This window comes from Deinococcus sp. Leaf326 (assembly GCF_001424185.1).
Taxonomy (GTDB): domain Bacteria; phylum Deinococcota; class Deinococci; order Deinococcales; family Deinococcaceae; genus Deinococcus.
Genome location: NZ_LMOM01000021.1, coordinates 101,183 through 115,227, shown reverse-complemented (window position 1 = coordinate 115,227; position 14,045 = coordinate 101,183). Strand labels below are relative to the sequence as shown.

Genomic DNA, 14,045 nt, shown 5'->3' with positions numbered 1-14,045 from the left:
CGCCCAGCCGTGCTTTTTCGCCCACACAGCAGCGCCCCACTTCACCATGCGGCTGCGCTATGTCGTCCAGCCATGCCCACAGCTGGCCGGGAAGCCGAGTGGCTTTCCCCCAACCTTTCCGGAACTGCCGGAGTGGATGGGCAGGCGTCGCCCTCCGTCTCTTGTCAGACCGCGCCGAACCGCGCTTCGCCGCTGGCGGCGTTGGGACGCTTGAGGGCCAGCTGTCCACACGCCGCCCCGGCGTCCTTGCCGCGCGACCGGCGCACGCTCACATCTACGCCGCGCGACTCCAGCACGTCGTAGAAGGTCTGGATCTCGGCCTCGGTGCTGCTCTCGAAGCCGCTGCCGTCCCAGGGGTTCATGGGGATGAGGTTGACGTGGCTGACCAGCCCGCTCAGCAGGTCGGCCAGCAGCGCCGCCTGCCAGGGATGGTCGTTCACGCCGCGCAGCATTGAATACTCGAAGGTGAGGCGCCGGCCCGTGACGGCCTGGTACTCGCGCGCCGCCGCCATGATGTCGCTGATGCCGTTGGCCGCGCCGGTCGGAATGATGCGCTGACGGGTCTCCTCGTCGGGAGCGTGCAGGCTGATCGCCAGCTTGAGGCCCAGGTCATCCTCGGCCGCCAGTCGCCGGATCCCCTTGGCGAGACCCACGGTACTCAGGGTGATGCGGCGCTTGCTCATGCCCAGCGCCAGGGGGTGCAGCAGGATACGCGCGGCGTTCATGGTGTGCTCGTAGTTCAGCAGCGGCTCGCCCATACCCATGAAGACCAGGTTGCGCAGTTCGCGCGGCGACGACAGGCCCTCGCCGCCCGCTACCGCCAGAATCTGACCCACGACCTCGCCGGGGGTCAGGTTGCGCCCGAAGCCCATTGCCCCGGTCGCGCAGAAGGCGCACTTGGCCGGGCAGCCCACCATCGTCGAGACGCAGATCGTCTTGCGGTCGAGGTAGGGCATGTAGACCGCCTCCATCTGGCGGCCATCCTGCAACGTGAATAGGTACTTCACGCTGCCGTCCGTGCTGCGGACCGTCTCAATCTCCCGGAAGGGGTTGAGCAGGTAGTCACGCTCCAGTTCGGCGCGCAGTTCGGCCGGCAGGGTGGCCATCGCCGCGAAGCTGCCGACACCCTGCCCGAAGACCCAGTCCAGAAGCTGCCGGCGCCGGTAGCCCTCCAGTGGGTAGTCGTCGGGATGCAGGTCGAGGAGCAGGCGCATCCGGCCAGTATAGGGCGTGCGCGGCATCCCGGACGAGGTGCCGCGCACGTTTGCCGGCCGGGACTCTACCCGTTCTGGCTGTTCTGGGATGGCGCGCCGTGGTCCGTCTGGGCAGTGGCCGGGTGCGCCGAGTGGTCCTGCTTGCCCGGTGCCGCCGCTCCCGGAGACTGGGGGCTGTCTTGATCGCCCTTCCCGGCTGTTACGAGGCTGTCGTCCGGGGGTTCGTCCGCCGGCCAGAAGTGGTCCGGCTCCGTGGGGGCAGGCGGCGCGCCGCGCTGGGCGGGACTGCCCAGCCAGTAGCGCGAGACCCACAGTTGCAGCAGCAGCGCCGCCGGAATCGCCAGGAATGCGCCCAGAAAGCCCGCCAGCGTGGCGCCGGTCAGGACCGCGACCAGAATCCCGGCGGGCTTGAGGGTCGAGGTCCGGCCCATGATGGTCGGGGCGATGACGTTCCAGGCGAGCTGGTTGAGGATGAAGTACAACCCGCAGACGAGCAGGATGGTCGTGGTGCCCTGCGGCAGCGCCTGGAGGATGACCGGCACGGCCGCGAGCACCATCCCCACCGCCGGGACGAGGTTGAGCAGACCGGTGAGGAGGCCGAGCGCCAGCGCGTTGGGCACGTTGAGCACGAGTAGCCCCAGCGCGGCCACGACCGCCGTCGCCAGCGAGGTGAGCAGTTGCCCGCGCAGATAGGTGCCGAAGGAGCGGCTCACGTCGTCCGAGAGTCTCTTGGCGGTGGGCTGCCAGTGACGCGGCAGCAGCCCCAGCAGCATGCGCCCCGGTCGCGTGTGGTCGAGCATGAAGAACACGCCCAGCGTCAGGACGATCACGCCCTGACCCAGCCAGCCCAGGAAACTCCCCACCCGGCTGAAGATGTCGGAGTTGGGGTTGAGCGCTCCCGCCAGGATCGGGCCGACGTTGCTGTTGATCTCGCCCACCTGATTGCGGACGTACTCGGTGAGGCGGGTCTGCATCTGGGCGATGCCGGGCACCTCGCTGTGGTCCTTGAAGGCCTTTTCGAGCAGCGAGGGCAGGCGGTTGAGCAGCACCGGCAGCCCCGAGATGAAGGCGCTAATCTGCGAAGCCAGGGTCCAGAACAGCACGCCCATGATCCCTAGGAACAGCAGCACGAGCAGCAGGGTGCCCCAGGGCCGCCCGAGACCACGTTTTTCCAGCCAGCTCAGGAGCGGGTTGACGAGATACGACAGCCCGTAGGCCATGCCGATCACGGCGACCACGTTGGACATGCGGCCGAGCAGTATCCAGGCCAGCCACAGCAGCGCCAGATAGAACGGCAGGCGGATGTAGGGTTTGTTCCACAGCAGGGCCAGGTACTGCGGCACGGTGCGGTTGGGAGGGAGGGGCTTGGCGTTCACGGGGGGTTCTCCTCTGATGGGTGGCCGGGGACCGGAGTAGGGCCAGGCCCAAGCTTACGCGCCCCGCCGTGACAGGCCGCCGCGCAGCCCAGAAGGGCCCGGACCCAGACAAGGCGGGCCCGCAGCGGGGCTGGGCCGCTTAGCCTGGGGCATGGCCGACCCTGTTTTCAGCGTCCTGACGGCGATGATCACGCCGGCCGTCCTCATCAGCGGGGCGGGCACGCTGCTCCTGAGCACCAGCAACCGCCTGGGCCGCAGCACCGACCGCGTGCGGACCCTCACCGCCCGCTTCAAACTCCTGATGGGGCCGCAGGGCCAGTCTGAACCCCTGGCCGCCGAGGAAAAACGCCTGATTCTCGAACAGCTGCCGCGCCTGACCCGCCGCACGCGCTACCTGCACCGCGCCATGCAGGCCTTCTATCTGTCAGTGGCGCTGCTCGTCGGTACGAGCATCCTCATCGGCACGCAGGGCCTGAGTGACCTGAACACCGGCCCCCTGCCCGTGATTCTGTCGGTCGTGGGCGCCTCGATGCTCGCCTACGGGGCGCTGCTCCTGAGTTTCGAATCCACCCTGAGCAGCCAGACCACGCGCCGCGAGATGCGGTTTCTGGAGGAACTCGGGGGCTACTACGCCGAGCAGGTCCGGCAGGGAAACCGGCCGGATTCCGCCTGACCTCTACTCGCCGAACAATCCCGGCGGCGCCGCGAGGGGCGGCCCCAGACCGGCGGCGGTCAGGCCCACGAGCCGCACGGCGCGCCCCGCGATGAGCCCCGGCGTGACAAGCCGCGCGGCGCAGGCGTGGAGCTCGGAGGCGGCCTGCACCGGATACGTCAGCGTGAGGCGGCGGGTCAGGACGGCGCGGTCGGCGAAGCGCAGCTTGAGAATCACGGTGCGGCCTGCCAGCCCCGCTGCGTGCAGGCGGCTCTCGACGGCAGGCGCCAGGTCCGCCAGGGCGCGCACGACCTCGGTGGGCGTGGACAGGTCGTCGGCGAAGGTGGTCTCGGCGCCGATGCTCTGATGCGGCCGCTCGGGCTGCACGGGCCGGTCGTCCTCGCCGTAGGCGACGCGCCAGAAGTGCTCGCCCTGCCGGCCAAACAGCCGCGCGAGCTGCTCCGGCGAGGCGGCGCGCAGGTCGGCCCCGGTGAAGATGCCCTGGGCAGCCAGCCGCGCGGCCGTCGCCGGACCGATCCCGTGAAAGGCCGCCACCGGCAGCGTGGGCAGCAGCTCCTGCGCCTGGGCGGGCAGCAGTACCGTCAGGGCGTCGGGTTTGTGCAGGCCGCTGGCGAGCTTGGCCAGGAACTTGTTCACGCTGACCCCGGCGGTGGCACTCAGGCCCGTCACCGCCCGGATGTCGGCGCGGATCTTCTGGGCAATGCGGGTCGCGCTGGGGCCACCCCGCAGCGGCTCGGTCACGTCCAGGTACGCCTCGTCGAGCGAGAGCGGCTCGACAAGCGGCGTGTACGACCGGAAGATGGCCTGAAGCTCGGCGCTCACCGCGCGGTAGGCCGCGAAGCGCGGCGGCACGACCCGCAGGCCCGGACAGCGTTCCAGCGCCCAGTGCAGGGGCATGGCGCTGCGCACGCCGAAGGGCCGCGCCTCGTAGCTCGCGGTCAGGACCACGCTGCGCTTGCCGCCCCACGCCACCGCCAGCGGCACACCCCGCAGCGCTGGGTCGTCACGCTGCTCGACCGAGGCGTAGAAGGCGTCCATGTCGACATGGATAATCTTGCGGGTCATGGGTGAGGCGCGGGGCCGGGCGCCGCCTAGTCCACCTGCAGGAAGATCGCCTTGAGGTACTCGGCCTCGGGAAAGGCCGCGTGATGGTCGGGGGCGTGGCGGCTGGTCCGCAGCTCCTTCGCCGTGCGGCCGGTGCGGCGCACGGCGGTGCGCACAGCCCCGAAGAATTCGTCGGCACTGACGTGCGCGCTGCACGAGGCACTGACGAGCACGCCGCCCCGGCTCAGTCGGGCGACCCCGTCGGCGGCCAGCTTGCCGTAGGCGCGGATGGCCCCCTCGCGCTCGCTTTCACGGCGGGCCAGCGACGGCGGGTCGAGGACGATGAGATCGAACTCGCGCCGGGTGTCGCGCAGCCAGTCGAACACGTCGGCCTGCACCGTCTCGTGCGGAGTCGTGAGGCGCGGATTGAGGGCGAAATTGCGCCGGGCGCCGTCCAGGGCGTGCGCGCTGATGTCGAGGCTGACCACCTCGCGCGCGCCGCCCCGCGCGGCGTACAGCGAAAAGCCGCCTGTAAAGGAAAAGGCATTGAGCACCCGCCGCCCCGAAGAGAACCCTTCGACCCGGCGACGGTTCTCGCGCTGATCGAGGAAAAACCCCGTCTTCTGCCCCTGCACCACATCGGCCTCGAAGGCCAGCCCCGACTCGTGAAACACGACCGGCCCGGCGGGCGCGCGGCCCAGCAGGGTCTGGCCGTCGTGCAGGCCGAGTGTCGCGGCCGCGTCCTGGATGTTGCGGCTCAGGCGGGCGACCACCCGGAGCCCCGGAAAGCGCGCCGTGAGCAGTTCGAGCACCAACGCGAGGTGCGGAAACCACGCGGCCGTGTAGAGCTTGACGACCAGCGTGTCGGCGTAGCGGTCAAGCACCAGCCCCGGCCAGCCGTCCGACTCGCCGTTGATGAGGCGGTAGCCATCGGTGTCGGGAGCGAACAGCGGCGCCCGGCGCTGCAGGGGCGTGTCCAGGCGGTGCGCCCACCACGCCGGGTCGAGCGTGACGGGCAGCCCGGCGTGCAGCACCCGCACCCGCAGCGGCGAGGCCGGGTCGTACAGCCCGATGGCCAGAAAGCGGTCGCGGCGGTCGTAGATCACGGCCAGTTCACCGGCCTCGCCGGGGCGGTTCTGGTCACGCACACTCGACTCGTAGACCCAGGGATGCCCGGCGCGGATGTGGGCCTCGGCAGCGGGGGCCACGCGCAGGCGCAGGCGGGGCAAGGAGGGAGTGGAAACACCAGACATGCCGGGTAGCGTAGCGCAGCACGCATGAAGCAGATGGCCCCGCCGCCGCAAGCTACGCAATCTGGCATTCGGCGCGAAAAAAGAAACAGCGCCGTCAGACCCGGCCGTCTACAGTGCCTCCATGAATGCCCTGGCTCCGTCCGCCCCGCGTCTGGCCGCCCTGAGCCTGGTCCTGCTGCTCGCCGCCTGTGGCAGCGCCTCTCCGGAGCCGCAGACTGGAACGACGTCGCCCTCCCCCACCCCGGCACCGGCCGACACCACCGCCCCGACGGTGGGCCTGAGCGCGGCGCAGAGCGGCACGGACCGATACCTCGGAACCGTACACCGCCAGCGTAACCGTGAGCAGCGCCGACAACGGCAGCGTGGGCTTTACCGCCAAGGCGTACGACGCGGCCGGCAATACGGGCTTGAGCAGTGCGGCCGTGAACGTGTACGTGGCCCCGCCCACGACCACGCCGGTCCCCTCACCCACGCCGGGCAAGACGCTGTATCAAGGGGTCTGGAGCTGGAGTGCAGCCGACAGTGCAGGCCGGGTGGTCGGCGAGGGCACCCTGACCCTGAACGGCGAGGTGGTGCTGGGCACCGGCAGGCTGGCGACCGGCACCTACCGCACGGCCGCCGGGACCCAGAGCGGCTACGCGGGCCTGGGGCCGGGTCTCGCCGCCGGGAACCTCGACGTCGCCCTGTCGTACAGCTCCGACTCGTCTTCCAGCCAGATCTATCTCATCGCCTCGGACAGTGACCGCCAGTTGGAGACACAGGGCGGGCAGGCGGTGTTTTCCGGCTCCGGTTTCATTCTCGACCGCGTGACGCAGCAGCCTCAGCAGCCGGTCGTGGTGACGCTACGCCAGCTCTCGGCCGAGGTGCCCGGCGGACGGGTGCCCGTCCAGAGGGCGGCTCTGGACCGCGGGTTCGCAGCGCTGCGCTGAGGTCTACACCGCAAACGAGGCAACGCCAGAACAACTTCTCTCCTATTCTGAAAACAGATGAAAGCCCTGAGTCTGCCCGTCCTGAGCCTTTCGCTGCTGCTGGCCGCCTGTGGTGGCGGCGGCAGCGCGCCCAGCGCCGATACCACCAACCCCAACATCACCCTGAGCGCGGTGCAGAACGGCACGGCTGTGAAYCTCAGCGCGGCCGCCAGCGACACCGATACCTCGGAACCGTACACCGCCAGCGTAACCGTGAGCAGCGCCGACAACGGCAGCGTGGGCTTTACCGCCAAGGCGTACGACGCGGCCGGCAACGTGGCGACCGACACCCGGACGCTGAACGTCTTCGTCGGCTCCACGCCTCCGGCGGGCACGACGCTGTATCAGGGCCTGTGGCTCTGGGCACTGGGCGACGGGACTGGGCAGAAGATTGTACGTTCCGGCCTAGCTGTCTTTGACGACGATGCCGCCGAGGTCTACGGCCGGATTGCACTGGGCGACTACGGCGACGCCCGTGACCCCGAGGACGTGGGCAACAACGTGAGCTACACCGGGGGAGCCTTTTTTGGTCCACTGACCGATATTGGGCAGTTGCAGGTCCGCTTTGTACGTGCCAGTACGACACCGAGCTTTGACATCCTTGCGGACGACGACGACAACCGATTCGAGCAGATCGAGGGCCAGCCCGCGTTCTACGACGACGATGCCGAGGTGCGTGACAGGAACGGCACCACAGTCGGCTACGGCGAGTTCGCGATGATCCAGGTAACAACTCAGGTGTCGGGAAGTGCCTCAGCGACGGCGCTACGGCTTCAGGCCGTGGCCCCCGTCACGCCCGGAAATCTGGGCCGCGCGAGGCTGGACAAGCAGGCGGTCTCCGCGTCTGCAACCGGGCACAGCCGCATGCCTGCCTACCTCCGGCAGATTGCCAAAGGCAAGTAAGGTCAGACGAAACAGAGCCCAGGAAGCCTGATTCCTGGGCTCTGTTTGGTGGTGCTCAGTCGGCGGCCTGCTCCTCGCCGTAGACCTCGATGACCCCGGCCGCGCCCATGCCGCCGCCAATGCACATGGTGATCAGCGCCTTGCCGCCGCCCCGGCGCCGCAGTTCGTAGATCGCGGAAGTCGCCAGCTTGGCGCCCGAACACCCCAGCGGGTGCCCCAACGCGATGGCGCCGCCGTTCACGTTCATCTTCTCCTGGTCGAGGCCCAACTCACGCGCCACGGCGAGGCTCTGGGCCGCGAAGGCCTCGTTCAGCTCGATCAGGTCGATGTCGTCCAGTGTCAGGCCCACCTGCTTGAGCACCTTGGGCACGGCCTTGACCGGCCCGATCCCCATCAGCTCGGGTTCTACGCCCGCCACCGCGAAGCCCAGGAACTTGGCGATGGGCTTGGCGCCCAGTTCCTCCGCCTTCTCGGCGCTCATGAGCAGGACGGCCGCCGCGCCGTCGGAAAAGGGGCTGGAGTTGGCTGCGCTCACGCTGCCGCCCTGCTTGAAGGCCGGGCGCACCTTCGCCATGTCTTCCAGGTTGGCGTCGCGGCGGATGAGTTCGTCCTTGTCGAAGCTGAGGGTCTCGGACTTGAGCTTGGTGCCGCGCAGCTTGTCCACACGCACCGGCACGGCGATGATCTCGTCGTCGAAGCGGCCCGCGTCCTGCGCGGCGGCGGCCCTCTGGTGGCTGCGCAGCGCGAAGGCGTCCTGATCGGCGCGGCTGACGCCGTACTTGGCGGCCACGTTCTCGGCCGTCAGGCCCATGCCGATATAGGCGCCGGGGCGCTCGTCGACCAGTTCGGGGTTGGGGCTGGGGTTGTGGCCGCTCATGGGCACCATGCTCATGCTCTCGACGCCGCCCGCGAGCATCACGTCGGCCTGCCCGGTCTGGATGGCGGCCGCCGCCATGGCGATGGTCTGCAGGCCGCTGGAGCAGAAGCGGTTGACGGTCACGCCGCCCACCGAGTCGGGCATTCCGGCGCGCAGCGCAGCCATACGGGCCACGTTCAGGCCCTGTTCGGCCTCGGGAATCGCGCAGCCCAGGTAGACGTCCTCGACCTCGGCGGCGTCGATGCCGGCGCGGCGCACGGCCTCGTTCAACACGAGGGCGGCGAGATCGTCGGGGCGGGTATTGGCGAGGGTGCCCTTCACACCCCGGCCGACCGGGGTCCGAACGGCGGAAACGATAACGGCGTCACGCATGTGGTTCTCCTTGACTGTCCACACCGGGCAGGACCCGGCGAATGAAGGTTTCGAGTTGAGCGTCGTACTCCTGAGGCCCGAGGTTCCAGCAGCGGATGTGCTTGGCTCCCTCCACCCGGTGGTACTCCACGAGGTCGGGGCGCGCGGCAGCGAAGGCGTCGGCCTGCTCTACCGGCACCGTGCGGTCGCGGGTGCCGTGCCACAGCAGCATGGGCAGGGTAAAACGCGGCGCGGCGCGCAACTGGTCCACCAGATCAAAATCCTGACCACTGCGGCGCGTGACCAGCCACTGCACGAAGCGCCCGATGTGCGCGGCCATGAAGCCCGGAATACCGAAGCGCTGGCCGTTGGCACGGATCACGTCGCGCCAGTCAAGCACGGGGCAGTCGAGCAGCACGCCTGCCAAGGGCAGTGTCGAACGCTCGGGGCGCTGGGCCACGCACAGGGCAATATTGCCCCCCATCGAGAAACCGTACAGCACTGCCCGCTTGTAGCCGGCCGCCCGCGCCCAGTCCAGCGCCGCGAGCACGTCGTCGGCCTCCTGGTCGCCCAGGCTGTGAAAACCCTGGCCCACCCGCGGCGCACCGTAGGCGTTGCGGAAGGTCACGAACAGCGAGCCCACCCCACCCCGCCTCAGCGCGGGCAGCATCCGCAGGGCCTGCGCCCGCTGTCCGCCGTGTCCGTGAATGACGATGGCAACGGCGTCGCGCTCACCGCTGCCGCTGGCCGGGGGGATGTGCCACGCGGGCATCTCGCCCACCCCGGTCGGCACATTGACGTTCTGGAAGGGAATGCCGAGCTGCGCGGGCGTACCGTTGTACACGAAGGTCGAAGCCCAGGCCACCGAACCGTTCGGCACGACCCCCCGCTCCTCCAGGATGCGGCGGCGCACCAGCGTGCCCAGAAGCTGCGGCGGCCCCAGCAGCGCGTGGCCCCGGTTGGGCCGCAGGGGCACGATCCCGATGACCCCACGCGAAAGTGTCTCGGGGGTGGCGGGCAAAAACACGTCGCCGCCCCGACGTCCTACCGGCACGAACTCGCCTTTGATGCGCCGGGTCTTCGAGCGCAGGGTGATCTCGGCGCCCAGCAGCGCCCCCAGGAGCACCGCCCCCACGTAGCCCAGCGCGGCCCAGCCCGCAAGGCGGCGCGGGGGCACGGCGCGCAGGCGGGAGAGCAGGGACAGCGTTCTGGGCATGGAAATCCTCCGGGCAGGGTCGGGCGGCGAGGGTCGGCTCAGTTGCGCAGCGGCTTGCCGGTCTTGAGCATGTGCTCGATGCGCTGCTGCGTGCCCTTCTTGCCCAGCAGGGTCAGGAAGGCCTCGCGTTCCAGGTCGAGCAGGTGCCCTTCGCTGACCTTCGCGGCGCGGTTGTTGCCGGTGCCGCCCGACAGCACGCGGGCGAGCTGCAGGCTGACCTCATTGTCGTAGGGCGAGATGTAGCCGCCCTCCTTCATGCCGTACAGCACGCTCTTGACGGCAGCGATCGCGGCGTCGCCCATCACGGGGATGTCCTGGCGCATCACGGGCTGCACGTAGTCGGGCGCGAGGTCCAACACGGCGCGCTTGGCTTCTTCGAGCACGTGGTTCTTGTTCATCACGACCGTGTCGTGGTCGCGCAGGAAGCCGAGCTTGCGGGCCTCCAGGGCCGAGGTGCTGACCTTGGCGGTGCCGATCAGCTCGAACGCGCGCTGCACGGCGGGCAGCAGGGCCATACCGAGCTGTTGCCCAGGCTGCTGCATGTCGGTGAAGCGCAGCAGCATTTCCTTGGTGCCGCCGCCCCCGGGAATCAGGCCGACACCCACTTCGACGAGGCCCATGTACGTCTCGGCACTCGCCACCACGCGGTCGGCGTGGATGCTGAACTCGCAGCCGCCGCCCAGCGCGAGACCGAAGGGCGCCACCACACAGGGGTGCGGCGAGAAGCGCATGGAGGTGGTGGCCGTCTGGAACTGCTTGATGGCGTCGTCGAGCTCGTCCCATTCCTCGGCCTGGGCCTGCGACAGGATCAGGGGGAGGTTGGCACCCGCGCTGAAGTTCTCGCCCTGGTTGCCCACGACCAGCCCGGCGTAGCCCATGCTCTGCACGAGCTTGTGGGCGTCCTGCACCGCGCGAAGCTGGTCCTCGCCCAGCGCGTTCATCTTGGCGTGCCATTCGACGAGCAGCACCCCGTCACCGAGGTCCACGATGCTGGCCCCGGCGCGCTTCTTCACGACCTTGGTCGCGTCCTTCTTCAGGTCGGTCAGGATGAAATACGGCGCGGCGTAGGGGGTCGGCTCGCCCGCCGGGGTCACGGTCTCGTCACCCACGTAGAAAGCGTCCTTGCCACTGGCCTTCATGGCGGCCAGCAGGGGCGGCAGCTCGCGGCCCTCGGCTTCCAGGTTGGCGATGACGGTCTGGACGCCCAGGGTATCCATCGTCTCGAACGGCCCCTGCTCCCAGCCGAAGCCCCACTTCAGGGCGTTGTCGATGTCCTGAAGGCGGCCGCTGACGTTACCGGCCATCTTGGCGGCGTACCAGAACCCGTCGTTCATCACGCCGCGCAGGAAGTCGCCTTCCTTGCCCTCGGCCGTGTACAGCGCCCGCACACGTTCGGCCAGGGGCCGTCCCTTGACGGCCTCGACGGCCGCCACCTTCACCTTGCCCCGGTCTTCGTACTCCAGGGTCTCTAAGTTCAATGACAAAATCTTGGTCTTGCCTTTCTCGTCTCTGGTCTTCTTGTAGAACCCGCTGCCGGTCTTGTCCCCCAGGAACTTCTTCTCTTCGACCAGCGTCCTGAACGTGTCGGTGAGCGTGAAGTCCTCGTCGGGAGGCGTGACGCGGCCAAGGTCGTTGGCGACGTGGTAGATGATGTCCAGCCCCGACAGGTCGGCGGTGCGGAAGGTCGCACTCTTGGCGCGGCCCAGCGCGGGACCGGTGAGCTGGTCCACCTCGTCCTGGGTCAGCCCAGCCTTTTCCATGTGCTGCATGGCCCGCACGATGCCGTACACGCCGATGCGGTTGGCGACGAAGCCCGGCACGTCGTTGGCGACGACGATGCCCTTGCCCAGCGTGGATTCGGCAAACGAGCTGAAGGCCCGCACGATTTCGGGGTCGGTCTTGGGCGTCGGGATGACTTCGAGGAGGTGCAGGTAGCGCGGCGGGTTGAAGAAGTGCGCGCCCACGAACCGCCGCTGGAAGTCCTCCGAGCGGCCCTCGATCTGAAGGTGCATCGGAATGCCCGACGAGTTGCTGGAGATGATGGCCGTCTTCTTGACGACCGGCTCGACCCTGGCCCACAGGTCGCGCTTGGCCTCCAGTTTCTCGATGATCGCCTCGACGACCCAGTCGGCGTCCTTGAGTTTTTTGAGGTCGTCCTCGAGGTTGCCCGGCGTGATCAGGGCCGCGCGCGCGGGGTCCATGAAGGCGGCGGGCCGGGCCTTGAGGGCACGCGCGATTCCCTGCTTGGCCAGGAAGTTGCGGTCGGGATTGTCCGGCAACACGATGTCGAGAAGGGTGACGGGAATACCGGCGTTGGCGAGCTGCGCGGCGATGGCGGCGCCCATGACACCGGCGCCGATCACGGCCGCCTGCTGGATGCGGTGGGGTTGAAGCTTCATCTGACCTCCGGCGGGGTTGGAAATTGAAATTAGACTCGGTCCAAAGTTTAGAGTCTGCCCCCAGGTTTGTCCACTGCGGCCCACACCCATACAGTCCTCAACCCAGGTCGGCAAAGGGGAGCGCCGCCCTTTCCACGCCGCCTGTTCCTTGCTGCTGCCGAGCACACCGGGCTCGGCCCATAGCTGTACCAGAGCCACCACAAGATGAGGACCAGCTTCCTGTTTGATCTGGTCCAGATAAACCGTTTCGGAAGTCGGAGTGTCTTACAGTGGGGAGCGAGCCCCAAGCAACTTTTACGGCTTCCGTCGGCGAGTGGACCCGACTGACCCGCAGGCGCCCGCACCCTTTTTCCGGTGTGGGCGCCCGCTTTGTGCTGGAGTCGGGGGTCTCCCTAACCGATGAACTGTTTGACCACGAACACGAGGGCCAGACCCGCCAGGGCGGCGAGGGCGGCGGCGCTCAGGCGGCGGTCAGTGCGCCACGCCGCCACGGCCACCCACAGGGCGGCCAGCACCGGCACGGCACCGACCCAGGCGACGCCCCATACGGCGACACGGGGAAAAAACAGGCCCACAGCCAACACGGCCACCGCGACCCAGAATCCCGCCGGATACAGCCAATCGGGCAGCCCGGCCAGTTCGCGTCGGTCCTGGGCCGGGGCTGGTCCCTTCTCTCCGGGAGCGCTCACAGGTGCACCCAGTACTTCCACAGCAGTTGCAGGGCCGTGAAGATGAGCAGCAGGCTGAAAAACAGCTTGAGCTGTGCGGCGGGAATGCGGCTCTGTAGTCCGGCGCCCGCACGCGCACCGATCAGGACCCCCAGGGCCACGGCCCCGGCCAGTGGCAGGTCCAGCAGGCCACCCGCCTGGTACACGAGTGCGTTGCCCACCGCAGTCAGGCCCATGATGAAGGTTGAGGTGGCGATGGCCTGCCGGATGGGCACACCCGCCATGAGGTTCAGGACCGGCACCTGCACCGTGCCCCCGCCGATGCCCAGCAGGCCGCTCATGACCCCCGCGAAGGTCATGGCCGGGGGCACCAGCCGCGAGGGCTCTCGCTCGGCGTCTACCCGTTTCAGGCCGCGCAGCAGGTTGTAGGCCGAGTACAGCAGGAGGGCCGCAAACACGGTCGCCACCACGCGCGCCGGCAGCACCAGCCCCAGGAAGCTGCCCGCCGCCCCGCCGACGATGGTATAGGGCGAGAGCAGATACCCGGTCCGGGCGCGCACGAGCCCCTGACGCAGGTAGCTGGCTGCGCCGCTCAGGCCGACCGCCAGCACCCCGATCTGGCTGATGGCGACCGCCTGGGCAATCGAGATGTCGCGCCCGAAATGCGGCAGCACGAACTCCAGGGCGGGCACGACCACCACGCCGCCCCCCAGACCCAGGATGGCGCCCAGAACCCCGGCGACGAGGCCAATGGCGAGCACCGCGAGCGTCGCCGCCGAAATCAAGACCCTCTCACGCCGCCGAGGCTAACACGGACACCGCCGAAGGGCTGGTTCTCTGACGTGGGTGTCACTGGCTCCTGAACAGGCGAACTCGCCGGACGAAGTTTCGACATCGTGACTAACTCCAACTGACCAGCAGACAGTTTGATCATGACTGAAGAATCCTGCTCAGGATTGCGCAAACGGCCTGCCTACTTTGCGACAATTGTCGAAAACTTCTACCAAGCCGCTGCGCCAGACGCATGCAAAGGAGGACCGGCTTAAACATTCAGGCCGTCACGGCCCCGTGATAACGGTTTCCTCATGCTGGGTTCACAAGTG

Annotated in this window: 12 protein-coding genes; 3 read left to right on the top strand and 9 right to left on the bottom strand. The window is 68.7% G+C overall.

The features are described 5' to 3' along the window. Positions 1 to 164: 164 nt before the first annotated feature. Together rlmN and ASF71_RS07520 are read right to left on the bottom strand one after the other, a co-directional pair. Positions 165 to 1,214: a 23S rRNA (adenine(2503)-C(2))-methyltransferase RlmN gene (gene rlmN, locus ASF71_RS07525; RefSeq protein WP_056297465.1), complete on the bottom strand. Its 1,050-nt coding sequence runs from the start codon at positions 1,212 to 1,214 to the stop codon at positions 165 to 167. Between the two features lie 65 nt (positions 1,215 to 1,279). Beyond that, positions 1,280 to 2,590 carry an AI-2E family transporter gene (locus tag ASF71_RS07520; RefSeq protein WP_235514216.1) on the bottom strand — a complete coding sequence of 437 codons (1,311 nt, stop codon included), beginning with the start codon at positions 2,588 to 2,590 and terminating at the stop codon, positions 1,280 to 1,282. 151 nt (positions 2,591 to 2,741) lie between these two features. On the opposite strand from ASF71_RS07520, the gene ASF71_RS07515 reads away from it, so the two are divergent. Beyond that, entirely contained in the window at positions 2,742 to 3,263 is a 522-nt protein-coding gene (locus ASF71_RS07515; protein ID WP_056297462.1) for a DUF2721 domain-containing protein, read from the top strand. A 3-nt stretch (positions 3,264 to 3,266) separates the two neighbouring features. Here ASF71_RS07515 and dinB read toward each other — a convergent pair whose 3' ends face one another. Both dinB and ASF71_RS07505 read right to left on the bottom strand, forming a co-directional pair. After that, positions 3,267 to 4,328, bottom strand: a complete 1,062-nt coding sequence (gene dinB / locus ASF71_RS07510) for a DNA polymerase IV (RefSeq protein ID WP_056297459.1) — start codon at positions 4,326 to 4,328, stop codon at positions 3,267 to 3,269. A gap of 26 nt (positions 4,329 to 4,354) precedes the next feature. Beyond that, the gene (locus tag ASF71_RS07505) at positions 4,355 to 5,560 is read right to left on the bottom strand and encodes a 23S rRNA (cytosine(2499)-C(5))-methyltransferase (RefSeq protein WP_056297456.1); all 1,206 of its coding nucleotides are present in this window, start codon (positions 5,558 to 5,560) and stop codon (positions 4,355 to 4,357) included. 338 nt (positions 5,561 to 5,898) lie between these two features. Between ASF71_RS07505 and ASF71_RS07500 the strand changes: the two genes are divergently transcribed. After that, positions 5,899 to 6,489: a hypothetical protein gene (locus tag ASF71_RS07500; RefSeq protein WP_056297453.1), complete on the top strand. Its 591-nt coding sequence runs from the start codon at positions 5,899 to 5,901 to the stop codon at positions 6,487 to 6,489. 57 nt (positions 6,490 to 6,546) lie between these two features. Then, positions 6,547 to 7,431 carry a hypothetical protein gene (locus ASF71_RS07495; RefSeq protein ID WP_056297450.1) on the top strand — a complete coding sequence of 295 codons (885 nt, stop codon included), beginning with the start codon at positions 6,547 to 6,549 and terminating at the stop codon, positions 7,429 to 7,431. A 55-nt stretch (positions 7,432 to 7,486) separates the two neighbouring features. Here the strand turns inward: ASF71_RS07495 and ASF71_RS07490 are convergent, their stop codons facing one another. The 5 genes from ASF71_RS07490 to ASF71_RS07470 form a co-directional block, all read right to left on the bottom strand. Continuing rightward, on the bottom strand, positions 7,487 to 8,680 hold the full coding sequence (locus ASF71_RS07490; protein WP_056297447.1) for a thiolase family protein: 1,194 nt from the start codon (positions 8,678 to 8,680) through the stop codon (positions 7,487 to 7,489). Then, complete coding sequence (locus ASF71_RS07485; RefSeq protein WP_056297443.1) at positions 8,673 to 9,875, bottom strand: S9 family peptidase; 1,203 nt, start codon at positions 9,873 to 9,875, stop codon at positions 8,673 to 8,675. The genes ASF71_RS07490 and ASF71_RS07485 overlap by 8 nt, the downstream gene beginning before the upstream one ends. A 38-nt stretch (positions 9,876 to 9,913) precedes the next feature. After that, positions 9,914 to 12,274 carry a 3-hydroxyacyl-CoA dehydrogenase/enoyl-CoA hydratase family protein gene (locus ASF71_RS07480; protein WP_056297441.1) on the bottom strand — a complete coding sequence of 787 codons (2,361 nt, stop codon included), beginning with the start codon at positions 12,272 to 12,274 and terminating at the stop codon, positions 9,914 to 9,916. Positions 12,275 to 12,666: 392 nt separating this feature from the next. Next, positions 12,667 to 12,963, bottom strand: a complete 297-nt coding sequence (locus tag ASF71_RS07475) for a hypothetical protein (RefSeq protein ID WP_056297437.1) — start codon at positions 12,961 to 12,963, stop codon at positions 12,667 to 12,669. Further along, the gene (locus ASF71_RS07470) at positions 12,960 to 13,727 is read right to left on the bottom strand and encodes a sulfite exporter TauE/SafE family protein (RefSeq protein WP_056297434.1); all 768 of its coding nucleotides are present in this window, start codon (positions 13,725 to 13,727) and stop codon (positions 12,960 to 12,962) included. The genes ASF71_RS07475 and ASF71_RS07470 overlap by 4 nt, the downstream gene beginning before the upstream one ends. Positions 13,728 to 14,045 lie beyond the last annotated feature (318 nt).